This is a genomic window from Streptomyces lichenis (assembly GCF_023218175.1).
GTDB classification, from domain to species: Bacteria; Actinomycetota; Actinomycetes; order Streptomycetales; family Streptomycetaceae; genus Streptomyces; species Streptomyces lichenis.
On the sequence record NZ_JALPTH010000028.1, the window covers coordinates 1 to 21562 of the forward strand.

26 protein-coding genes and 1 pseudogene are annotated in these 21562 nt (G+C 74.0%); 18 read left to right on the forward strand and 9 right to left on the reverse strand.

Translation table 11 applies throughout. The features are described from left to right. A partial coding sequence (locus M1O15_RS24575) for a response regulator transcription factor (RefSeq protein WP_248636336.1) occupies positions 1–821 on the reverse strand: 821 nt, incomplete at its 3' end. Positions 822–1098: 277 nt separating this feature from the next. Here M1O15_RS24575 and M1O15_RS24580 point away from each other — a divergent pair. The 8 genes from M1O15_RS24580 to M1O15_RS24610 all read left to right on the forward strand — a co-directional run bounded on the left by M1O15_RS24580 (position 1099) and on the right by M1O15_RS24610 (position 7104). Beyond that, entirely contained in the window at positions 1099–1923 is an 825-nt protein-coding gene (locus M1O15_RS24580) for an alpha/beta hydrolase (protein ID WP_248636337.1), read from the forward strand. Between the two features lie 77 nt (positions 1924–2000). Further along, entirely contained in the window at positions 2001–2255 is a 255-nt protein-coding gene (locus M1O15_RS24585; RefSeq protein ID WP_248636338.1) for a MoaD/ThiS family protein, read from the forward strand. 10 nt (positions 2256–2265) lie between these two features. After that, entirely contained in the window at positions 2266–3966 is a 1701-nt protein-coding gene (locus M1O15_RS24590) for a hypothetical protein (RefSeq protein ID WP_248636339.1), read from the forward strand. 146 nt (positions 3967–4112) lie between these two features. Continuing rightward, positions 4113–4805: an LmeA family phospholipid-binding protein gene (locus M1O15_RS24595; protein WP_248636340.1), complete on the forward strand. Its 693-nt coding sequence runs from the start codon at positions 4113–4115 to the stop codon at positions 4803–4805. 184 nt (positions 4806–4989) lie between these two features. After that, positions 4990–5073 carry a putative leader peptide gene (locus M1O15_RS31920; protein WP_361274487.1) on the forward strand — a complete coding sequence of 28 codons (84 nt, stop codon included), beginning with the start codon at positions 4990–4992 and terminating at the stop codon, positions 5071–5073. Between the two features lie 403 nt (positions 5074–5476). Continuing rightward, entirely contained in the window at positions 5477–6322 is an 846-nt protein-coding gene (locus M1O15_RS24600; RefSeq protein ID WP_248636341.1) for a sulfurtransferase, read from the forward strand. 52 nt (positions 6323–6374) lie between these two features. Continuing rightward, the gene (locus M1O15_RS24605; protein ID WP_248636342.1) at positions 6375–6662 is read left to right on the forward strand and encodes a DUF1416 domain-containing protein; all 288 of its coding nucleotides are present in this window, start codon (positions 6375–6377) and stop codon (positions 6660–6662) included. A 166-nt stretch (positions 6663–6828) separates the two neighbouring features. Further along, positions 6829–7104 (forward strand): DUF3099 domain-containing protein, encoded by a 276-nt coding sequence (locus M1O15_RS24610; RefSeq protein ID WP_248636343.1) that lies wholly within the window; start codon positions 6829–6831, stop codon positions 7102–7104. 25 nt (positions 7105–7129) lie between these two features. Here the strand turns inward: M1O15_RS24610 and M1O15_RS24615 are convergent, their stop codons facing one another. After that, a complete protein-coding gene (locus M1O15_RS24615) occupies positions 7130–7492 on the reverse strand; it encodes a DsrE family protein (protein ID WP_248636344.1) in 363 nt (120 codons plus the stop codon). Between the two features lie 328 nt (positions 7493–7820). Between M1O15_RS24615 and M1O15_RS24620 the strand changes: the two genes are divergently transcribed. The 3 genes from M1O15_RS24620 to ygfZ all read left to right on the forward strand — a co-directional run bounded on the left by M1O15_RS24620 (position 7821) and on the right by ygfZ (position 9983). Next, positions 7821–8393: a heme-binding beta-barrel domain-containing protein gene (locus tag M1O15_RS24620; protein WP_248636345.1), complete on the forward strand. Its 573-nt coding sequence runs from the start codon at positions 7821–7823 to the stop codon at positions 8391–8393. A gap of 120 nt (positions 8394–8513) precedes the next feature. Beyond that, entirely contained in the window at positions 8514–8993 is a 480-nt protein-coding gene (locus M1O15_RS24625) for a Fur family transcriptional regulator (protein ID WP_248636346.1), read from the forward strand. Between the two features lie 9 nt (positions 8994–9002). Beyond that, positions 9003–9983, forward strand: coding sequence for a CAF17-like 4Fe-4S cluster assembly/insertion protein YgfZ (gene ygfZ / locus M1O15_RS24630; RefSeq protein ID WP_248636347.1), 981 nt, complete (start codon positions 9003–9005; stop codon positions 9981–9983). A 45-nt stretch (positions 9984–10028) separates the two neighbouring features. On the opposite strand, the gene dtd is transcribed toward ygfZ, so the two are convergent. After that, on the reverse strand, positions 10029–10454 hold the full coding sequence (dtd, locus tag M1O15_RS24635; RefSeq protein WP_248636348.1) for a D-aminoacyl-tRNA deacylase: 426 nt from the start codon (positions 10452–10454) through the stop codon (positions 10029–10031). A 159-nt stretch (positions 10455–10613) separates the two neighbouring features. On the opposite strand from dtd, the gene M1O15_RS24640 reads away from it, so the two are divergent. The 4 genes from M1O15_RS24640 (at position 10614) to M1O15_RS24655 (ending at position 14464) form a co-directional block, all read left to right on the forward strand. Continuing rightward, entirely contained in the window at positions 10614–11306 is a 693-nt protein-coding gene (locus M1O15_RS24640) for an RsiG family protein (protein ID WP_248636349.1), read from the forward strand. Positions 11307–11345: 39 nt separating this feature from the next. Beyond that, complete coding sequence (locus M1O15_RS24645) at positions 11346–12323, forward strand: asparaginase (protein ID WP_248636350.1); 978 nt, start codon at positions 11346–11348, stop codon at positions 12321–12323. Positions 12324–12401: 78 nt separating this feature from the next. Then, entirely contained in the window at positions 12402–13652 is a 1251-nt protein-coding gene (locus tag M1O15_RS24650; protein ID WP_248636351.1) for a GNAT family N-acetyltransferase, read from the forward strand. Between the two features lie 149 nt (positions 13653–13801). After that, positions 13802–14464, forward strand: coding sequence for a GNAT family N-acetyltransferase (locus M1O15_RS24655; RefSeq protein WP_248636352.1), 663 nt, complete (start codon positions 13802–13804; stop codon positions 14462–14464). Here M1O15_RS24655 and M1O15_RS24660 read toward each other — a convergent pair. The 5 genes and pseudogenes from M1O15_RS24660 to M1O15_RS24680 all read right to left on the reverse strand — a co-directional run bounded on the left by M1O15_RS24660 (position 14361) and on the right by M1O15_RS24680 (position 18412). Beyond that, positions 14361–15563, reverse strand: coding sequence for a MerR family transcriptional regulator (locus M1O15_RS24660; RefSeq protein ID WP_248636353.1), 1203 nt, complete (start codon positions 15561–15563; stop codon positions 14361–14363). The genes M1O15_RS24655 and M1O15_RS24660 overlap by 104 nt on opposite strands. Positions 15564–15653: 90 nt before the next feature. Further along, the gene (locus M1O15_RS24665; protein ID WP_248636354.1) at positions 15654–16568 is read right to left on the reverse strand and encodes a GNAT family N-acetyltransferase; all 915 of its coding nucleotides are present in this window, start codon (positions 16566–16568) and stop codon (positions 15654–15656) included. Then, on the reverse strand, positions 16565–17740 hold the full coding sequence (locus M1O15_RS24670; protein ID WP_248636355.1) for a glycosyltransferase: 1176 nt from the start codon (positions 17738–17740) through the stop codon (positions 16565–16567). The genes M1O15_RS24665 and M1O15_RS24670 overlap by 4 nt, the downstream gene beginning before the upstream one ends. Before the next feature lie 242 nt (positions 17741–17982). Beyond that, a pseudogene (locus M1O15_RS24675) lies at positions 17983–18090 on the reverse strand (ATP-binding protein); the annotation flags it as partial. Between the two features lie 43 nt (positions 18091–18133). Then, positions 18134–18412, reverse strand: coding sequence for an NAD(P)H-binding protein (locus M1O15_RS24680; RefSeq protein WP_248636356.1), 279 nt, complete (start codon positions 18410–18412; stop codon positions 18134–18136). 131 nt (positions 18413–18543) lie between these two features. On the opposite strand from M1O15_RS24680, the gene M1O15_RS24685 reads away from it, so the two are divergent. From M1O15_RS24685 to M1O15_RS24695, 3 genes are all read left to right on the forward strand, one after another. Next, positions 18544–18996 carry a helix-turn-helix domain-containing protein gene (locus M1O15_RS24685; protein WP_248636357.1) on the forward strand — a complete coding sequence of 151 codons (453 nt, stop codon included), beginning with the start codon at positions 18544–18546 and terminating at the stop codon, positions 18994–18996. A 104-nt stretch (positions 18997–19100) separates the two neighbouring features. After that, the gene (locus tag M1O15_RS24690) at positions 19101–19706 is read left to right on the forward strand and encodes a hypothetical protein (protein WP_248636358.1); all 606 of its coding nucleotides are present in this window, start codon (positions 19101–19103) and stop codon (positions 19704–19706) included. A gap of 153 nt (positions 19707–19859) precedes the next feature. Next, positions 19860–20204 (forward strand): DUF2516 family protein, encoded by a 345-nt coding sequence (locus M1O15_RS24695; RefSeq protein WP_248636427.1) that lies wholly within the window; start codon positions 19860–19862, stop codon positions 20202–20204. Between the two features lie 42 nt (positions 20205–20246). On the opposite strand, the gene M1O15_RS24700 is transcribed toward M1O15_RS24695, so the two are convergent. Further along, positions 20247–21509: a PP2C family protein-serine/threonine phosphatase gene (locus M1O15_RS24700; protein WP_248636359.1), complete on the reverse strand. Its 1263-nt coding sequence runs from the start codon at positions 21507–21509 to the stop codon at positions 20247–20249. Between the last annotated feature and the right edge of the window lie 53 nt (positions 21510–21562).

The following is a 21562-nucleotide window of genomic DNA, read 5'->3' on the forward strand; positions in this document are numbered from 1 at the left end:
GTCTTGGCGGGCCGTCCGGCCGCCGCCCGAGCCGGCTCGGCCGACTTCGCCGCCCGGTCGTCGGATTCCCGCGGCCCGCGGTCCTCGGCGTCCCGGCCGCGCGACTTCTCGGCCTCCTTGGCCCGCGCCTCCTCGGCCGCCCGCTCCACCTTCTCCGGGGCGACGAACCGGTAGCCCACGTTCCGTACGGTGCCGATCAGCGACTCGTGCTCGGGGCCGAGCTTGGCGCGCAGCCGCCGGACGTGGACGTCCACCGTCCGCGTACCGCCGAAGTAGTCGTAGCCCCACACCTCCTGGAGCAGCTGGGCGCGGGTGAAGACCCGGCCGGGGTGCTGCGCCAGGTACTTGAGCAGCTCGAACTCCTTGAAGGTCAGGTCCAGCACCCGGCCCTTCAGCTTGGCGCTGTAGGTGGCCTCGTCCACCGACAGGTCGCCGTTGCGGATCTCCATCGGGGAGTCGTCGGCGGTGATCTGCTGGCGGCCCATGGCCAGCCGCAGCCGCGCCTCGACCTCGGCCGGCCCCGCGGTGTCCAGCAGCACGTCGTCCACGCCCCAGTCGGCGGTGACGGCGGCCAGCCCGCCCTCGGTGACCACCAGGATCAGCGGGCAGCCGGGGCCGGTGGAGCGCAGCAGCTGGCAGAGCGAACGCACCTGCGGCAGGTCGCGCCGCCCGTCGATGAGGATCACGTCGGCGCCGGGGGTGTCCACCAGGGCCGGGCCCTCGGCCGGCGCCACCCGGACGTGGTGCAGCAGCAGTCCGAGGGCGGGCAGCACCTCGGTGGAGGGCTGCAGGGCGTTGGTCAGCAGGAGCAGGGAACTCATCGCGCCTCCCCCGTCATCGGGGCGGTCGTCTGTTCGTCGTGCACGGTTCGGCGGCCCATCACGTCGGTTCCTCCTCGGTCCCTTGCTGGGGCACCTCCCGCGGCCTGTCGCCCGCGGGGGAGTTGCGCGGAACTGCTTCGTACGGTGGTGCGGGACTCTCGCGCCCTGAGAGCCCGCCCCGTGAGCTTTTGTTCATCCGCCCGTAACAACGGTCGGAAAACACAAAAGGACCCGGGGGCTGCTTCGCCCGAGTCCTCTCCGCAGCACAATAGCTCATATGAGTTCCGAGCCGGAGGGGGCGTTTCACACTGTGGATGATCGGCCGGTCACCCGCGGTCGGCCCGGCGGTCTTCTCCGCGCAACCCTGCGGACATCCGACGGCGTCCCGATCGAGGCCGTCCACACGCCTCCTACCAGGGCGTCTTCCCACGGTGACACCGCCATCGTCGTCGCGCACGGCTTCACCGGCTCGGTGGAGCGGCCCGCGCTGCGCCGGGCGGCCGAGGTGCTCCGCCGCCGGGCGGCCGTGGTCACCTTCTCCTTCCGCGGCCACGGCCGTTCGGGGGGCCGTTCGACGGTCGGCGACCGGGAGGTGCTCGACCTGGCGGCCGCGGTCGGCTGGGCCCGGCACCTGGGCTACCGGCGGGTGGTCACGGTCGGCTTCTCGATGGGCGGCTCGGTGGTGCTGCGGCACGCCGCGCTCTACCGGGAGGATCCGGGGGCGCGAACCGACGCGGTGGTCTCGGTGAGTGCGCCCGCGCGCTGGTACTACCGGGGTACGGCGCCGATGCGCCGGCTGCACTGGGTGGTCACTCGGCCGGCCGGGCGGCTGGTGGGGCGGTACGGGCTGCGCACCCGCATCCACGACCGGGACTGGGACCCGGTGCCGCTCTCCCCGGTGGAGGCGGTGCCGCTGATCGCCCCGGTCCCGCTGCTGGTGGTGCACGGCACCGCGGACCCGTACTTCCCGCTCGACCACCCCCGGATGCTGGCCGCCGCCGGCCCCGCCGAGCTGTGGCTGGAGCCCGGGATGGGCCATGCCGAGGACGCGGCCGACGAGCCGCTGCTGGCCCGGGTGGGGGAGTGGCTGGCGGGGGCATAGGAGTGCGGGCGGGAGGGCGTGCGGCGGGGTTGTCGGTGGCATGGCCCATCATGGATGCCGACGAAAGGAGCGTCGCTATGGCAGCGGGCACCATCCGCTACTGGGCCGCGGCCAAGGCCGCCGCCGGCACCCCCGAGGAGCCGTACGCAGCGGACAACCTGGCCGAGGCGCTGGCCGCCGCCCGTGAACGGCACCCCGGCGAGCTGGTGCGGGTGCTCCAGCGGTGTTCCTTCCTTGTCGACGGCGACCCCGTCGGCACCCGTGGCCACGACACGGTCGCCCTCGCCGAGGGCGGCACGGTCGAGGTGCTCCCGCCGTTCGCAGGAGGGTGAGCCGCGCAGCATGAGCAGCAGCGAGCAGCAGTATCCGAGCGAGCAGTACGGAAACGGAAGCGGAAACGGGGAGGTGTACGGGGACGAGCAGCGGTACGGGAACGGCCAGTCGTACGGGAGCCAGGAGCCGTACGCGGACGGGCAGCCGTACGCGCAGGGGCAGCCGTCTCCGTACGAGCCCGGGCCCTATGCCCCGCGGACCCCGCAGGCTTCCCAGACCTCCCAGGCTCCGTACGGGCAGCCCGGTTCCGGCTACCCGGACGGGTCCCGCCCCGCCGAGCCGAACCCCTACGCGAGCGGCGCCGTCGGCCACCAGCCGTACGAGACGCAGCCGTACCAGGGGCAGCCGTACGAGAGCGCCCCGTCCTACGGCGGCGCACCGGCGCAGAGCGGCGGCACCCAGCCCCCGTACGGCACCCAGCCCCCGTACGGCGCTCAGCAGCCATCCGATGCCCAGCAGCCGTACGGCGCTCAGCAGCCATCCCGGGCCCATGGGTCCCACGGCACTCCGCAGCCCTATGGCGCGCAGCAGTCGCAGCAGTCCTACGGCGACCAGACCTGGGAGGGCCAGACCTGGGACACCCACGTCCAGCCCTCCCTCCGGCAGACCGCCCCGTCTCCTGCCCCCGCCCCCGGTCCCGCTCCCGTGGACCGGACCGCGATCCTGCGGCCGGTCCGGGACGAGCAGGGGCGGCCGGCGGAACAGCGGAGCCACCCGGTGGGCCATCCGCCGGCCGCACCGGAGACGGGTGTCGGTGCTCCGCTGCCGCCCGAGGTGCCCTACGACCGGCCCACCGCGATGCTGCGTCCGATCACCGACGACGAACCCGCCCCCGGGGCGGCCGGCCCGGTGGCCGGCCAGAGCGTACCGGGGCCCGCCGCCGCGGTTCCCGCCCCGGCCGGCCCCGCCGAGCCGGCCTACGGGGCGCCGACCACCTCCGGTGAGGTCCGGCTGACCGACGCCCAGCGGGCGCGGGCCGAGGGCCGGTCGCCGATCATCGAGCCGGGCATGCAGCCGGCGGCGCTCACCGCCGTACTGGGCTGTCTGCTCGCCGGGGGCGCCGCCCTCGGGCCGTACGGGCTGCTGCTGCCGCTCGTCCTGCTCCAGGCGGTCACCGCGGCCGGCTGGTTCCGGCTCAACGGCATGTGGCCGGCCCGGCAGGGCATCGCCCTGGCCTTCGCGGGCGGGGTCACCGCCGACGCCGCGCTGCTGGCGACCGGCCGGCAGCACGCACCGGCGGCGATCATCGGCACCCTCGGGGTGTGGGTGCTGCTGGTGCTGGTCCTCCAGCTCCGCAGCCACGCCGGTGCGGACGAGCGGCAGTACGGGCTGATGGCCACGGTCGTCTCGTCCGCGCTGGCGGTGCTGGCGGCGGGCCATCTGGCGGCCGTCCAGGACGCCGTGGTGATCGGGGCGCTGGCGGTCGCGGCCGCCGTCCCGGTGCGCGCGCTGCCGCTGCCCGGCCCGGTCTCCCTGGTGGCCAGGCTGCTCGCGGCGGCCGGTGCCGGGGCGGCCGCGGGCCTGCTCACCGGGGCTGAGCCGCTGCGGGCGGCGCTGCTCGGGGCGGGCGCCGGGGTGTGCGCGCTGATCGGCCACCGGGTGGCGAGCTATGACTACCCGTCCCGCTTCGTCCATATGACCGCCGGGGTGGCGCTGCCGCTGGCGGCCGCCGCGCCCGCGGTGTACCTGCTGGGGCGGGCCCTGGTGTGACGGCGGGCACTGGTCCGGCGGCCGGGGTCTGCGCGGGCCGGGGGCGGGAACAGGAACCGAACGGCCCCCTCGAACGTCGATCATGACGTGACGACCGGGGTCGGCAAGGACAGACCGGCGACGGCCAGGGTGGGGGACACCGAACGATGCGTGCACTGCGGATACTTCTGATCACCGCCGTGGTCCTCGGGGGGCTGTTCGTCCTCGCGGACCGGCTGGCGGTGAAGTACGCGGAGTCCGAGGTGGCGGACCGGGTGAAGGCCAGCCGGGGCCTGTCGTCCACCCCCGAGGTGTCCATCAAGGGCTTCCCGTTCCTGACCCAGGTGGCCGGCCGGGAGCTGGAGCAGGTCGACATCGGCCTGACCGGGGCGGAGGCCTCGGCGGGCGGCCGGGCGGTCCGGATCACCGAGATGGACGCCTCCCTGCGCGATGTGCGGATCCAGGGCAACTTCGACCGGGCCATCGCGGCCACCGCCACCGGCACCGCCCGGATCAGCTACGGCGACCTCGCCGCCGCCGCCCAGGAGGACGTCACCCTCGCCTACGGCGACAACGGCAAGGTGAAGCTCACCGGCTCCATCGAGGTGCCGGTGCTCGGCAAGATCAGCGAGAGCGTGCTGTCCACGGTGAGCGTGGTGGACGGGAACACCCTGCGGGTGCGCGCCGACAAGGTGCCCGGCGACTCCATACCCGGGGTGGAGGGGCGGATCCGCGAGCGCACCGACTTCGACCGCACCATCAGCGGGCTGCCCACCGGGCTGAGCCTGCAGAAGGCCGAGGCGACCGCGGACGGCCTGCGGATCTCGCTGACCGGCAAGGACGTCGCCCTGGCCGGCTGACCGCGCCCTGCCCCACATGGTGAGACGGAGCCGTCCGTTCCGCAGGCGGAGCCGGGCGAAACGGGTGCTCCGGGGTGGCGCCTGAGTGGTCTTTCGCTCCCGCCGTCCCACCATTCGGGCATTCTCGTCTCAGAATTCGACACGCCGGTGACACGGCCGCCGGTCCGTCCCTACGATCGGACGCATGAAGCAGCGACAGGCGGATCTCACGAAGCGGCGGGCAGTAGACCTGTGCCGCGTCGCCGCCATGCTCTGTCGCTCCCTCTGAGACGGGAGCCCGGTCTTCCGCAGCCCCGAGGTCCCCGCGCGTTCCGACGCCCCCGGCCGGACCCGGACCGTGCCCGAGCCGCACCAGCCAACGATCCCGTACCCGCAGCAGTGCCGTACGAGCCGCCAGACGGACCCGCACGGCCGCGACACGAGACGCGCAGAGGCGAGGAAGAGGCGAGCGAGGCCCGACGAAGGACAGGGTGAGCGGTCGGGGCGCGCGAGCGCCCGTCGACCGCACCGCACGATCCGAGACCGGGCCCGCCGCTCCGGCACCGGGCATCCGCACCGGCGCGGCGGAGCACGCCGCACCGAGGGAAGCCGCCAGGACCGGACCGGCTCCGGTACGAGCTCCACACCCCGCACCACACCGCCCGCCGCCCACTGCCCCGGAGGAGAACAGCATGAGCCGCAGCGACGTCCTGGTAGACGCCGACTGGGTCGAGGCCCGGATCGACGACCCGAAGGTCGTCATCGTCGAGGTCGACGAGGACACCTCGGCGTACGACAAGAACCACATCAAGAACGCCGTCCGGATCGACTGGAAGCAGGACCTCCAGGACCCGGTGCGCCGCGACTTCGTGGACCAGGAGGGCTTCGAGAAGCTCCTGTCCGCCAAGGGCATCGCCAACGACGACACGGTCGTCCTCTACGGCGGCAACAACAACTGGTTCGCGGCGTACGCCTACTGGTACTTCAAGCTGTACGGCCACGACAGCGTCAAGCTGCTCGACGGCGGCCGCAAGAAGTGGGAGCTGGACTCCCGCGACCTGGTCGACGGCTCCCAGGTGCCCAGCCGCCCGGCCACCGAGTACAGGGCCCAGGCCCAGGACACCTCCATCCGTGCCTTCCGCGACGACGTGGTGGCCGCGATCGGCGCCAAGAACCTGGTCGACGTGCGCTCCCCCGACGAGTTCAGCGGCAAGCTGCTCGCCCCGGCACACCTCCCGCAGGAGCAGTCGCAGCGCCCCGGCCACGTGCCCAGCGCCCGCAACATCCCCTGGTCCAAGAACGCCAACGACGACGGCACCTTCAAGTCGGACGACGAGCTGACGTCGCTCTACGCCGACGAGCAGGTCGATCTGGCGAAGGACACCATCGCCTACTGCCGCATCGGTGAGCGCTCGGCCCTGACCTGGTTCGTGCTGCACGAGCTGCTCGGCCAGGAGAACGTCAAGAACTACGACGGCTCGTGGACCGAGTACGGCTCCCTGGTCGGCGTGCCGATCGAGCTCGGCGCCGCCAAGTAGGCAGCAGCCCCCGACCCCTCCCTCCCCCCCGTTTGACCTAGGAGTACCCCTTATGTGTGGAGCACAGGCCGGCGGCCCGGACGCTTCGGCGATCAAGCCCGGCGAGACCACCATCCAGGGCCAGGTGACCCGCGACGGCGAGCCCGTCACCGGTTACGTGCGCCTGCTGGACTCGACCGGCGAGTTCACCGCCGAGGTCCCGACCTCCGCGACCGGGCAGTTCCGCTTCTACGCGGCCGAGGGCACCTGGACGGTCCGCGCGCTGGTGCCGGGCGGCACGGCCGACCGCACGGTCGTCGCCCAGCAGGGCGGACTCGCCGAGGTCGCCATCGCGGTCTGAGCACCGCAGTACCGGGGCCGCGAGGCCCGCAGAGCGGTCGAAGGGCCGTGCCTCCTGGGGGTTGGACGCTTACCGGGACCGGGGCACGGCCCTTCGGTCTGCCCGGACGCCGGTCGGCCCGTCCGGGCACTGCCCGAAGGCCGGCGGCGGCTCGTACCCTGGAGGTATGTACGCACGGCGTCGGCATCTCTACTTCGGGATGATGGCGGTCTGCCTGGTCCTCTTCGTGGGGGCCTGGGCCGTGGTCCGGCTCTGGTCGGTGCCGGCCGCCATCGCCATGTGCGTGGTCGCCATGGTCATCCCGCCGATCGCGGCCATGGTCGCCAACCGGCGGGGCCCGGAGGACCGCTGGTGGGACGAGATGCCTTCCGGGGACCAGAAGTCCGACGAGTGGTGGGACGAGCTCGACGGGCGCCGCCGCCCCCGCCGGCCCAGTCCCTGATCCCCGTAGACCAGATCCCCGTAGATCAGTAGACGAGGGCCTGGGCGCCGTCGGCCGTCGCCTCGCTGACGAAGACCTGCGCTCCGGCGATCCGCACCCCTTCCAGCACGTCCCGCTCGGTGATCTCGCGGCGGGCCGCGCACTGGGTGCACAGGGTGATCAGGCCCCCGGCCAGGATCGAGTCGAGCAGGTCCGGCAGCGGCGCCGCGTGCGGCAGCTCGAACTCGGCCGCCTTGCCCGGCAGGGCGAACCACGAGGACTCACCGGTCAGCCAGAGGGACACCTCCACCCCGCTGGCGACGGCCACCGCCGCCACCGTGAACGCCTGCGAGCAGCGCTCGGGGGCGTCGGCCCCCGCGGTCACCTTGATCACGAGCTTCTTCGCCATACCGGGAACTGTACGGCGCGGGGTACGGCCCGCCCGGGCCGCGCCCCGTACCTCGCGAGGAGCGGCGGGGTGCCACCCATTAGGCTGGGAGGCGGTCCGCGTACCCGCCGTACCACCCCGGCGCCGCCGTCAGCCCCGCTCACCGAGGAGCACCCGTGCTTGAGACCTTCTTCTCCGCCCTGCTGGTCCTGGTCTGCGTCGGCGTGCTCGCCTTCGCCTTCCTGACCGTGAAGAAGCTGTACCAGGGCCAGCGCTGAGCGCCCCCCTGGCCTCGTAGAACGACCTTCCCGAACGACCCCTACGCCCCGAGAGACCGGCAGAGCAGCCCATGATCGAGATCCCGTCCGACCTGAACCCGGAACTCGTCCCCCTCGCGTTCCTCCTCGGCACCTGGGAGGGCGCGGGCGTCTCGGACTTCCCCGGCGCCGAGAAGTGCAACTTCGGCCAGTCGGCCACCTTCAGCCATGACGGCCGGGACTTCATCGAGTACGTGTCGCACACCTGGGTGCTGGACTCCGAGGGCAACAAGGTCCGCCCGCTGGAGACCGAGAGCGGCTTCTGGCGCGTCGACAAGGACCGCAAGGTCGAGGTCGTGATGGTGCGCGACTCCGGGGTCGTCGAGGTCTGGTACGGCGAGATCGCCGACAAGAAGCCGCAGATCGACCTGGTGACGGACGCGGTCGCGCGGACCGCCGCCTCCGGGCCGTACAGCGGTGGCAAGCGGCTCTACGGCTATGTGAAGGGCGACCTGATGTGGGTCGGCGAGAAGGCCACCCCGGAGGTCCCGCTGCGCCCGTACATGTCCGCGCAGCTGAAGAAGGTCGTCACCCCGCAGCAGGTCGAGGCGTGGGCCAAGGACCTGGGCGACCTCCCCGACGACGGGATCGCCTTCTTCAAGTAGGCCCTTCGCGCGAGGACCGGCGGTACGCGGCGCGTGGATCGGACGCTCGCTTGTGCGGGACGGCCGCTGACCGCCATCAGAGCCCTGAGCCGGACGGGCCGGGGCTCCTACACTGGACGCGTGGTGAGCACCGACTGGAAAAGCGACCTGCGGCAGCGCGGCTACCGGCTGACTCCCCAGCGCCAGCTCGTCCTGGAGGCCGTGGACGTGCTGGGGCACGCGACGCCCGACGACATCCTCACCGAGGTGCGCAGGACCGCCTCCGGGGTCAACATCTCCACCGTCTACCGGACCCTGGAGCTGCTGGAGGAGCTGGGGCTGGTCAGCCACGCCCATCTGGGCCACGGCGCGCCGACGTACCACCTGGCGGACCGGCACCACCATCTGCACCTGGTGTGCCGGGACTGCACCGAGGTGATCGAGGCGGAGGTGGAGGTGGCCGCCGAGTTCACCGCCAAGCTGCGCGAGACCTTCGGCTTCGACACCGACCTCAAGCACTTCGCGATCTTCGGCCGCTGCGCCGACTGCACGGAGAAGGCCGAGGCGGACGCCCGCACCGCGGGGGGTGACACGGGCGACGCCCGTACGGGGGAGTCGTAGGCTGATCGCATGCTGCGACAGTCACCGACCAGCCCCCTGCTCTCCCTGCCCGGTGCCGTGCCCGCCGAGGGCGCGGACGAAGGGGTCGCCGCGCACTACGGCGACCTGTTCCGGGAACAGCGCGCCCTGGCCGACGGCCGGGGCCTGGTCGACCTGAGCCACCGGGGGGTCGTCGCGGTCAGCGGCGCGGACCGGCTCACCTGGCTGCACCTCCTCCTCACCCAGCACGTCAGCGAGCTGCCCCCGGGGCAGGCCACCGAGGCGCTGGTGCTCTCCGCCAACGGGCACATCGAGCACGCCCTCTACCTGGTGGACGACGGCGAGACGGTCTGGGCGCATGTGGAGCCCGGCACCCAGGAGGCGCTGATCGGCTATCTGGAGTCGATGAGGTTCTTCTACCGGGTGGAGGTCGCCGACCGCACCGAGGACTTCGCCGTGGTGTACCTGCCCGCGGGCTCCATCGCCGAGGTCCCGCCCGGCGCCGTGGTCCGCGAGACCCCGCACGGCCGGGACGTGCTCCTGCCGCGCGGCGAGCTGGCGGCGTTCGCGGAGCGGCACGGCCCGGCGGCCGGCGTGTGGGCGTACGAGGCGCTGCGGGTCGAGTCGCACCGGCCCCGCCTCGGCTTCGAGACCGACCACCGGACCATCCCGCACGAGCTGGGCTGGCTGGAGAGCGCGGTCCACCTCCAGAAGGGCTGCTACCGGGGCCAGGAGACGGTGGCCCGGGTCAACAACCTGGGCCGGCCCCCGCGCCGGCTGGTCTTCCTGCACCTGGACGGCAGCGAGGTGCACCTGCCGGGCCACGGCACCCCGGTGCGGCTGGCCTCGGACGGGGAGGAGGGCCGCCAGCTGGGCTTCATCACCAGCTCGGCCCGCCACCACGAGCTCGGCCCGATCGCGCTCGCCCTGGTGAAGCGGAACGTCCCGGTGGACGCCCCGCTGCTGGCCGGCACCACGGCCGCCGCCCAGGAGACGGTGGTCGAGCCGTAGCCCGTACGGCCCCGGGGTGGATCCCGGGGCCACCTTGGGGCGTGCTCAGACCTCCACGAGGACCGTGAAGGGCCCGTGGTTGGTGAGCGAGAGGCGCATGTCCGCGCCGAACCGGCCGGTCGCCACCGTCGCCCCCTGCTCCCGCAGCCGGGCGACCACCTCGTCGACCAGCGGTTCGGCGACCGGGCCGGGAGCGGCGGCGTTCCAGGTGGGGCGGCGGCCCTTGCGGGCGTCCCCGTACAGCGTGAACTGCGAGACCACCAGCAGCGGGGCGTCCACGTCGGAGCAGGACCTCTCGCCGTCGAGGATCCGCAGCGACCACAGCTTGCGGGCCAGCCGCTCCGCCTTCTCGGGGGTGTCGTCATGGGTGACCCCGACCAGGACGCACAGCCCCTCGCCGGTGATCCCGCCCACCGTCTCGCCCGCCACCACGACGCTCGCGCCGTCCACCCTCTGCACCACCGCACGCATGGCGACCAACCTATCGCCCCGCCCGTCCCGCTCCCGAAGCGAACCCCGGCGTGATTCGTACGCGTCCGAACGGGTGCAGCCGCCTGCACCGGCGGTGGCACAACTGGCACCATTCCTCTCAGGCGGTGCCTTACGCACCGGTCGAGGGGACGGAATCACATGAGCACTTCTGGCGCCGGGCAGTCGCCGCATCCCGTACCGATGACATGTGCCACCGGCAGGCGAGGTGGTGGACCGGCGGACCGCCCGCCCGCCCAGCGGACCGGGGTGCCGGCCGGTCAGCCGGGCCCGGGCGCCCCGGGCGGCGAGGGCACGGCCGCCGCCGTGCTTCCCGGTGACGGCCAACCGGGCGGCCTGCCCGCCGCCGAGCAGCCGCCGTACGACCTGTCCGCGCTGCGGCTGCCGGAACTGCGGGCGCTGCGCCGGGACTCCGGTGCCGACGAGGCCGACCTCAGCTATGTCCGCCGGCTGCTCCAGGGCCGGATCGACATCCTCCGGGCCGAGCTGGCCCGGCGCGGCGGGGCGCAGCCGCCGGTGGTGGACCGGCTGTCCGAGATCCTCGCGGACACCCCCTCCCGGCACCGCTCCTCGGCCCGGCATGTGACGCTCTCCACCCCGCGCGGCGAGGAGTACCGGCGCTTCGCGGCCGAGGTGCTGGCCGAGGTGGAGCTGTCCGACCTGGCCGCCCGGACGGACCAGGAGCTGCACGACGGGCTGGGGCGGCTGGCGGGCTACGAGCAGCAGGTCTCGCGCCGCCGCCAGCAGCTCCAGCGGACGGCGGACGGTTGCAGTGCCGAGATCGCCCGCAGGTACCGTGAGGGCGAAGCTCAAGTAGACGACCTGCTGCGCTGAGGCAGCGGCGGCGGGTCCCTCCCGGAAGGCCGCCGTCCCATGACCTCCTCCGCCCCCGCCGCATCCCCGGCCGCCGCCGCGCCGCCGGTCCTCGCCGAGGTGGTCCGCTCGGGCTTCACCGAGGGCCACCACCGGGGGTCGCTGGTGCTGCTGGCCGCCGACGGCAGCGTGCTGGACTCGGTCGGCGACCCGGCGGCGCCGGTCTACCCGCGCTCCTCCAACAAGCCGATGCAGGCGGCGGCGCTGCTGCGGGCCGGGTTGGAGCTCTCCGGTGAGCGGCTGGCGCTGGCCGCGGCCAGCCACTCAGGCGAAACGATTCACCTGGACCTGGTCCGCACCATGCTGGCCGAGCACGGGCTGACCGAGGCCGACCTCCAGACCCCGCCCGACCTGCCGCTGGACCCGGTCGAGGCGGAGGCGTACCTGGCCGCCGGGCACCGCCGCGCCCGGCTGGCCATGAACTGCTCGGGCAAGCACACCGCGATGCTCGCCGCCTGCGCCCTCAACGGCTGGGACCCCGGGAGCTATCTGGACCCGGCGCACCCGCTCCAGCGCCTGGTCCACGAGGAGGTGGAGGCCGCCGCCGGGGAGCCGGTGGCCTCGGTCGGCACGGACGGCTGCGGGGCGCCGCTGATGGCGATCAGCCTGCTGGGGCTCGCCCGGGCGTTCCGCTCCTACGTCCTGGCGGAGCCGGGCACCCCGCAGCGCCGGGTCGCCGACGCGATGCGGGCGCACCCGGAGTACGTGGCGGGCACCCGGCGCCCGGACACCTGGCTGATGCGGGCCGTCCCGGGCACCCTGTCCAAGATGGGCGCGGAGGCGGTGCAGGCGGTGGCGCTGGCGGACGGCCGGGCGCTCGCCTTCAAGATCGACGACGGCTCCACCCGGGCGCTGGGCCCGGTGCTGGCGCGCGCCCTGGAACTGCTCGGGGTGTCCGACCCGGTACTGGAGCGGATCGCGGACACCCCGCTGCTGGGCGGCGGGCGCCGGGTGGGCGAGGTCCGCGCCGCGTTCTGAACCCGTGCGGCCGGGACACGGGGGCGGGTGCGGAAATCGGATGCGAGGGGCACGTACGCGCACCTAGCCTGTGCCGCCATGAGCCCCCACATCCGCACCCTCACCGACACCGACGCCGACCTGGCCGACTGGATACGCGCCATGCACGTCGGGTTCCTGTTCCCGCCGTCGGTGAGCGAGGAGGTGCTCAGGGTGCGGGGCGCGAACATCGATGTCACCCGCACCCAGGGGGCCTTCGAGGACGAGCGCTGTGTGGCCACCTTCCGCTCGCACGACCAGGACGTCTCCGTACCGGGTGGCGCCCTGGTCCAGGCGAACGCGGTCACCAACGTCACCGTCTCGCCTACCCACCGGCGGCGCGGGCTGCTCAGCCGGATGATGGCGGCCGACCTGGCGGCGGCCCGGGAGCGCGGTGACGTCCTGTCCACCCTGATCGCCGCCGAGTACCCGATCTACGGGCGGTACGGATTCGGGCCCGCCGCCTGGTCCACCGAGTGGACCGTCGACCTGCGCCGGGCCGGGCTGGACCCGCGCCGGTCCGGTCCGGGCGACGGCGGCCGGATCGACCTGGTCACCCCGGAGGAGCTGCGCAAGCTGGGGCCGGACCTCTTCGAGCGGGTACGGGCGGTCCGGCACGGCATGGTCAGCCGCTCCGCGCGCTGGTGGGAGCGGAGCACCGGGATGCACCGGATTCCGGAGGAGCCGTGGAAGGAACCGTTCTTCGCGGTGTACCGCTCGGCCTCCGGAGAGCCGGACGGCTACCTCGCGTACACCGCCGACGACCACTGGGAGGACGGCAAGCAGCCGCTGAACACGGCGACCGTCCGCCAGCTGGTCGCCGCCACGCCCGCCGCCGAGCGCGCGCTCTGGCTCTTCCTCTGCTCCGTCGACTGGATCACCCTGGTCAAGACCGGCCACCGCGCCCCCGACGACCTGCTGCCGCTGCTGCTGCCCGACCCCCGCGCGGCCAGGGTCACCACCCACGCCGACTTCCTCTGGCTGCGGATCATGGACGTGGCACGGGCCCTGGAGGCGCGGAGCTACGCCGCCGAGGGCGCCCTCGTCCTGGAGGTGCGCGACGAGTCGGGGCTCTCCGGCGGGCGGTTCCGGCTGGAGGCCGGCCCGGGCGGCGCGAGCTGCGCGCCGACCACCGCCTCCGCCGAGCTGACCCTCGGCGTCGCGGAGCTGGGCACCCTCTACCTGGGCGACGAGTCGGCGGTACGGCTGGCCGCGCTCGGCCGGGTCGAGGAGACGGCCCCCGGCGCCGCGGCCCGCGCCGACGCCCTGCTGCGCACCTCCCGCCGGCCGTGGTGCCCGGACGTCTTCTGACGGGGGCGGGTCCGAAGAGGCGGGCGCGCCCGGTCGCCACTCCGCGCCCGCGGCGTCCGAAGCGCGATCTCGGCGTGCTTGCGGCCGAGGGGCCCGGCGGCCCGGAAATCCGGTGGCCGCCCCGGTCACCCGACGGTCACCATCGGCGGATGGACACCTCCCGGCCCCCCTCCCCCCGGCCGTTCCTGACGACGGAGCGGCTGGTGCTGCGGCCGTTCACCGGCGGGGACCGCGACATCGAGCGTCTGCTCGCACTCGACAGCGACCCCGAGGTCACCCGCTTCCTCACCGGCGGCCGGCCGACCAGCCGGGAGGCCCTGGTGACCCGGGTCCTGCCGAGGCTGCTGCACATCCACCCGTGCCTGGGCACCCCCGGCTACTGGGCGGCGGAGGAGCGTGGGACCGGGGCGTTCCTCGGCTGGTTCGAGTTCCGCCCCCTGGAGGAGGGCAGCCCGGCCGTGGTGGAGCTCGGCTACCGCCTGAGGCGCGAGGCATGGGGCAGGGGGCACGCCACCGAGGGCTCGCGGGCGCTGATCCGCAAGGGCTTCACCGAGCTCGGCGTCGAGCGGGTGACCGCCGACACCATGGCGGTCAACACCGGTTCGCGGCGCGTGATGGAGAAGGCCGGGCTGTCCTTCGTACGCGCCTACCGCGACGACTGGCCGGAAACGATCCCCGGCTCCGAGCACGGCGAGGTCGAGTACGCCCTTACGCGCCAGGAGTGGTCGGAGCGGTGGGAGGGGGCGGAGGGGTCGGAAGAGGCGAAGCCGTCGCAGCCGCCGGCTCGCGCAGGTCGGCCACGGCACAGCTGACGTTGTCGGGGCCGCCGTACCGGTTGGCCAGCTCGACGAGCCGGTGCACCGCCTGCTCGGGGCCGTCGGCCGAGGCGACCACCCGGCGCAGCTCCTCGGCCGGCACGACGGCGGACAGCCCGTCGGAGCAGAGCAGCCAGCGGTCGCCGGCCCGTGCGTCATGCAGCCGCACGTCCGCCGGGGCCGTCCCGGCAGCCCCGTTGCCGGCCTGGGCGTGCAGACCCAGGGCCCTGGTCAGCAGGGACCGCTGCGGATGGGAGCCGGCCTCGTCCGGGCTGAGCCGTCCCTCGTCCACCATCGACTGGACCAGGGTGTGGTCATGGGTGATCTGGAACAGCTCGCCGTCGCGCAGCAGATACGCGCGGGAGTCGCCGACGTGGGCGAGGGCCAGCCGCGACCCGGTCCAGAGCAGCGCGGTGAGCGTCGTACCGGCCTCCTCCCCGGGCCCGTCCCCGTCCCCGCCCTCGGCGGTGATGCTCCGTACGGCCCGTCCGGCCTGCTCGACCGCGTCCTGAAGGGCCCCCAGCAGACTGCCGACCGGCAACCCGCCCTCGTCCCCCTCCCACGCGTCGCCCTCCAGCCGCTTGAGCGCCTCGATCGCGGCGGAGCCGGCGGGTGCGCCCGCCCCGCCGAAGCCGTCGGCGACCGCGAGCAGCCGGGAGCCGGCGTAGGCGGTGTCCTGGTTGCTGCTGCGGACCAGGCCCTGGTGGGACAGGGCGGCGTAGCGGATCTCCAGCGGTGGTGTGGTGATCGCGGGCATGTCGGAACCCCTTCGGCTCAGATGGTCGACGAGGAAGGCGGCCAGGTGCCGCCGTTCGGCGGTCTCCGCCTCGACCCGTGCCCAGAACGCCCGGATCTCCTGGGCGGCCGCGTCCGCGTCCAGCGTGCCGATCCGCTGGATGCGGGCGAGCGGCATGCCCAGCCGGCGCAGCCAGGCGACCAGCCGCGCGTGCTCCAACTGCTCGGGCGCGTAGTGGCGGTATCCGGTCAGCGGGTCGACCCGGGCGGGGGTCAGCAGGCCGAGTTCGTCGTAGAGGCGCAGGGCCTTCGGGGACAGCCGGGACGCTCTGGCGAACGCTCCGATGGTCAGCAACCGCATGGCTCCCCGTCCCTTGTCTTCCTCGGATTCCTCGGGCCGGGCGCTCGGTGCCCGGCCCGGCCGATGCTGGGGCCTGCCCCAAGGACAAGGTCAACCCCGGCTCGTACGCGCGTGGTCGGCGGGCCCCAGGAAGTCGTACACCGCCCAGTCGGTGAGCGTCCGATAACCCAGGCGCTGGTAGAGGGCGTTGCTGGTGGGGTTGGCCAGATCGGCGAACAGCGCGACCTCCCGCGCGCCCGCGGCCAGCGCGGCCCGGCTCACCTCCGCGGTCACCGCGCCCGCGTAGCCGTGGCCGCGCAGCCGGGCCGGGGTGTAGACGATGTCCACCTGGATCTGGCCGCCGATCAGCGGGTTCATGCCCGCGACGGAGACGGGGGTGCCGTCCGGGGTCTCCCAGAGCGTGTAGCACTTGTCGGCGAAGCGGGAGTTGGCCCATGACTCGGCGCTGAGGGAGGCGGACTCCCCGACCGCCTTGGCGAACTCGCCGCACCAGTACACGGCCTGGTCCAGGTCCTCCTCGCCCAGGACGCGGCCCCGGCCGGCCGGCAGTGGGTCCGGCGGGGTGAGCGTGCCGAGGCGGTACAGCCGCAGTCGTACGTCCCGCAGTCTCGGCGTCACCCCGGTGTGCCGCTGCCAGGCCTCGGCGAAGGCGGTGGCGCTGCCGTGGTCCGCGCTGACGTAGGGCGGGGAGTGCCCGAGGGCGGCCAGCTGCGCGGCGAGGGTGTCGGCCTGCTCGGGGGTGAGCGGGGTGAGGCCCAACCCGCGGGAGGGCAGGCGGAAGAAGGCGGCGTGGACCTCGCCCGCCCGCTCCAGCCGGCCGAACAGGGCGGGTCCGGTGCCGAACGCGCCCGCGCCGCGCGCCCGCAGCCGCGCGGTCCAGGTCAGCGGCATGACATGCGGGCCGGGCCGCGAGCGCAGGAAGTCACCGGCGTGGGCAAGGAAGTCGTCGACATCCTCCGTGAGATGCCAGTCACGCCGTCCACCGGTCCCACTCGCCCTCGTCATCCGCCAAGCATGCCCCGGATCTCCCCGAAATCCAGCGGCGGCAGCCGCGCCAGCTCGGCGCCGGCCGCGCTCATCGCGGCGCCGTAGCCCGGGGTGTCCAGCAGGTCCGTCAGGGCGTCGGCGATCGCCTCGTGTCCCGCCGCGATGCCCAGCGCCCGGCCCAGGCCGCGGCGGACGAACGCGGCGGTGTTGCCGGGCTGGTCGCCGAGAACGCCCATGCCCAGGACGGGGGTTTCGCCCTGCACCGCGTCCAGCAGGGACGCCCGGCCGCCATGCGTCACGAACAGGTCGGCCCGGTGCAGCAGCGCGGGCTGCGGGGCGTGCCGGACGACCCTGATGTGCGGGCTCCCGCTCGGCAGCCGGCCCGCGAGGTCCCCCGCGGACACGATCGCGTCGCAGTCGATCGCCCGGAGCGCCGCCATGATCTCCCGGTACGCCTCCCCGGCGACTCTCCGCAGGCCGGACATCGCGGTGGTCAGGGTGCCGAGGCTCACATAGACGAGCGGGCGCCCCGGGCGGAGGGTCAGGGCCGGAACCGGACCCTCCGCCGGCACGGTACGGAAGGGTGCGAGGGTGCGCCGCACCACCCGCGCCGAGGGCGGCGGCGGAATCTCCCTCTCCCCGTGGAACCAGTGCATCGGCGCCGGGCCGAGCATCGGCGGGAGTGCGGGCGGGTCCAGCTCGTACCGCTTGTGGAGGGGGAGCAGCGCGGGCGCGACATGGGCGTCCCAGAGGTCCAGGAGCACCGGGCCGAGGCCGTTGTCCGCCGCGAGCAGCGGCAGTTCCAGCACCCTGGCCGCGAGATGCGCGCCGAGGTCGCTGCACTCGGCGATCACCAGATCGGGACGCTCCCGGCTCCACGCGGTGAGCAGGTCACGGGCCTTCACCTCGGCCTGCCCGGGCCAGAGGCCGCCGAAGACGTACCGGTTGAACGCGGCGTTCCCGTGCCGCCGCCACACCTCGCTCGCCGCCCGCTGGACGGCGGGGTCGCACGTCCACTCCGTACCCGCGCCACGGAACCCCGCCCCGCGCAGCCGGGCTTCGCGGCGGAACACGGGCGGGGCGTGCAGCGTGACCCGGTGGCCCTGTTCCACGGCCGGGCAGATGACGTAGTCCAGCGCGGACACGTGCGAGGGGATCGGTTCGGCGGTGATCGCTATCCGCAAGGCCATCGGGGCCACTCCAAGCTCTGTCCATCGGGTCGACACCCGGGCGGATCAGCAGCCTGCGGCCCGATCCGTCCCAGCCGCCACGGCCCACGGCCGGCCCGGGACACCGGAACGCCCGCACCACCTCCGACCAGTGCTCCTGTGCCCCGGCTGGAACGCCGGAATGGAACACGGAGCAGCAGCCCCGTCCCTACCAGCCCCCGACCGGAGGCCTGCCGGCCACCACCCTCACCGGAGTTCGCCCCTCACCCCTTGACGGCCTCCGCGATCCGCAGGGCGGCCTGGGCGGGTGTGCGGTGCGTGGTGTCGATGACTTCCGCCTCCCCGTGCAGCCAGGTGCGGGCCGACGCCGCGTCGGCGTCAACGCTGCTCAGCGCCGCGACATGGCCGACACGCTCAGCGGCCACGGCGGCGACCACATTGCGGTGGTGCAGCAGCACCCGTGCATCGGGCCCGGTCGCCGGACACGAACACCAGCGTGTCCACGCCCTTCAGCGCCGCCCGCAGCGCCGCCGGATCGCCGTAGTCGGCGACGGCGACCTCCACCCCCGGCGGAAACGCCTCAGCAGGCGGCTTCCGCCGGGTCATCGCCACGACGTCCGCGTCCGGCCCCGCGAGCAACCGCACCACCCGCCCGCCGAGGCTGCCCGCCGCCCCCGTCACCGCGATGCGCATCCTTGCCCCTTCGGTGAGACAGGTCGTTGCCGCGGATCACGCTAGCGCGCTGTTGTTCCGGACGGCCGGGTTGGCAGACTTTTGCAAGCGGTTGCTTGCAAAAGTTAGCGAGTGGGGGCACCATCGGAGGCATGGCATCGCTCAACGTCGGCAACCTCGGTGACTACCTCCGGGAGCAGCGCCGCAGTGCGCAGCTCTCGCTGCGGCAGCTCGCGGAGGCGGCCGGGGTGTCCAACCCGTATCTGAGCCAGATCGAGCGCGGGCTGCGCAAGCCGAGTGCCGAGGTGCTCCAGCAGGTCGCCAAGGCGCTGCGGATCTCCGCGGAGACGCTGTATGTGCGGGCCGGGATCCTGGACGAGCGGGAGCGCGAGGAGCTGGAGACGCGTGCGGTCATCCTCGCCGACCCCTCGATCAACGAGCGGCAGAAGCAGGTGCTGCTCCAGATCTACGACTCGTTCCGCAAGGAGAACGGCCTCGACGCGACCGAGGGTGTCAAAGACGGCGGCGATGCCGGCGAGGGCGTGGGCATCGGCGGTGCGGCCGGTACCGGTGCGGCCGGTACGGCGCCTGAGGGCCGTACCTGAGCGGCGGCCCGCGCCCCGGGTGGCGGGCTGCGCCCCTTGCCCGGTCCCGAACCAGTTCCCAGATTTCCGACTCTCCCGACTGTGCGATCCGGAGGATCACCACCGTGGCCATCATCGAAGAACTGCGTACCCCCTTCTACTTCGCCGCCGGTACGGCGGACCTCGCCGTGCGGCAGGCGCGCAAGGTCCCCGGGCTGATCGAGCAGATCGCCGCCGAGGCGCCGGCGCGGATCGACGCGGTACGCCGGACCGACCCCAAGGCCGTGCAGGAGCGGGTCAGCACCCAGGCCAAGGAGGCGCAGGCCACCGTGCAGGCCCGGGTCACCGAGGCGTTCGGCAGCATCGACACCGACTTCAAGAAGATCGGCGAGACCGCCCAGGGCCTGGCCTTGCGGAGCGTGGGCGTGGCCGCCGAGTACGCGGTCAAGGCCCGTGAGGCCTACGAGCGGGTCGCCGAGCACGGTGAGCAGGCCGTGCGCACCTGGCGCGGCGAGGCCGCCGACGAGCTGACCGAGATCGCCGTGGTGGTCGAGCCCGAGCCGGCCCCGAAGCCGGCGCAGCCCGCCACCAAGGTGTCGGAGGCCCCGGTCGAGCCCCCGGCCGCGACCGCGGACACTCCGGCGGCGGCCGCGCCCAAGCGGGCCGCCGCCAAGAGGGCGCCCGCCGCGCGCAAGCCGGCCGCGAAGAAGCCGGCCGGCGGCGCCGAGTAGCCGTGAGCCTGTCCGGCCCGCGCACCCGGGGGAGCACCCCGGCTGCGCGGGCTCGGGCACGTTCGGCGGCGCGGCCGCGTTGTACGAGTACCTTGGCCGCGAGGGGATACGACGGTACGACGGGGTCCCACGACTGACTAGGCGGTGCTCACCATGTTGCTCCAGGGGTTCGGCACGTTCATCTCGCTGCTGTATCTCGCCATGACCCTGCTCGCCGTGGCCGCCTTCCTGCTCGCGGTGACGGCCCGCGAGGACGCGTACCGGGCGGCCGACAAGCAGAGCAAGACCTTCTGGCTGGTCATCCTGGGCATCACGGTCGCGGTGAACCTGCTGGTGCCGATGCTGTTCCTGCAGATCGCCGGGCTGATCGCGTCGATCGTCTTCATGGTCGACGTGCGCCCCGCCCTCCGGCAGGTCTCCGGCGGCGGCAAGCGGGGCGGCCGCCGCGGCGGCTCCAGCAGCGACGGTCCCTACGGGCCGTACAACGGCGGCCGGTAGCCGGTAGCCGGTAGCCGATTGGGCGGGCGGCGGGGCCGTCCGTCAGCGGCGGTCGCGGCGGTGGCGGGAGAGCAGCAGGACGGCGACGTCGTCCGTCAGCTCCCCGCCGTTCAGCTGCCGGACCTCGGCGACCGCCGACTCCAGCAGCTCCTCGCCGTCCAGGCCCTGGGCGAACTGGCGGGAGACCATCTCGACCATGCCCTCCTGGCCCAGCCGGGGCGAGCCGGGCCCGGCGGTGCGGCCCTCGATCAGCCCGTCGGTGTACATCATCAGGCTCCATGAGCCGCCCAGCTCGACCTGCTTGCGAGGCCAGCGGGCGCGCGGCAGCACCCCGAGGGCGGGGCCGGAGTCCTCGTAGGGCAGCAGTCCGGTGGGCGCGCCGCGCCGGGCGATCAGCGGCGAGGGGTGCCCGGCCAGGCACAGCCCGGCCCGCCGCCCGTCCGGGGCGATGTCCACGGTGCACAGGGTCGCGAAGATCTCCTCGCTCTCCCGCTCGTGCTCCAGCACCTTCTGGAGCGTGGAGAGCAGCTCGTCCCCGCACAGCCCCGCGAAGGTCAGCGCCCGCCAGGCGATCCGCAGCTCCACCCCGAGCGCGGCCTCGTCCGGCCCGTGCCCGCTGACGTCGCCGATCATCGCGTGCACCGTCCCGTCGGGGGTGCGCACGGTGTCGTAGAAGTCCCCGCCGAGCAGTGCCCGGGACCGGCCCGGGCGGTAGCGGGCGGCGAACCGCAGGTCGGAGCCCTGGAGCAGCGGGGTGGGCAGCAGTCCGCGCTCCAGCCGGGCGTTCTCCTGGGCCCGCAGCCGCGACTCGGCCAGCTTCACCTGTACGGAGTCGGCCCGCTTGCGCTCGACCGCGTACCGGATGGCACGGCTGAGCAGCGGCCCGTCCAGCTCCTCGCGCAGCAGATGGTCCTGGGCCCCGGTGCGCACCGCCTCGGCGGCCAGCTCCGCGTCCCCGGCGGAGGTCAGCGCCAGCACGGCGTGCCGGGGCGCGAGGCGCAGCACGTGGCGGAGCGCGGTGAGCCGGTCGGCGTCCACCGGCCCGGCCGCGGTGGAGGAGGGCAGGGCGAGGTCGACGAGCACGCAGTGCACGTCGTCGGTGAGCAGCCGCTCGGCCTCGGTGAGGTTGCGGGCGGTCCGGATACGGACGCGGTTGCCGGAGGCGTCGGTCAGTTCCGGTGCGGTGAAGGTGCCCGCCGGGTCGTCCTCGATCACCAGCAGGGTGAGGTCGGTGCCGCCTGTGTGCTCCGCGCCGGCGGCGCGGTCCGATGGGTCCACCCTCTGCCGCGGTACGGGTACGGGCATGGCTTGCTTCCTTCCCTCCCCCCGAGGGCACGGCGGCACGTCGGACGACACAC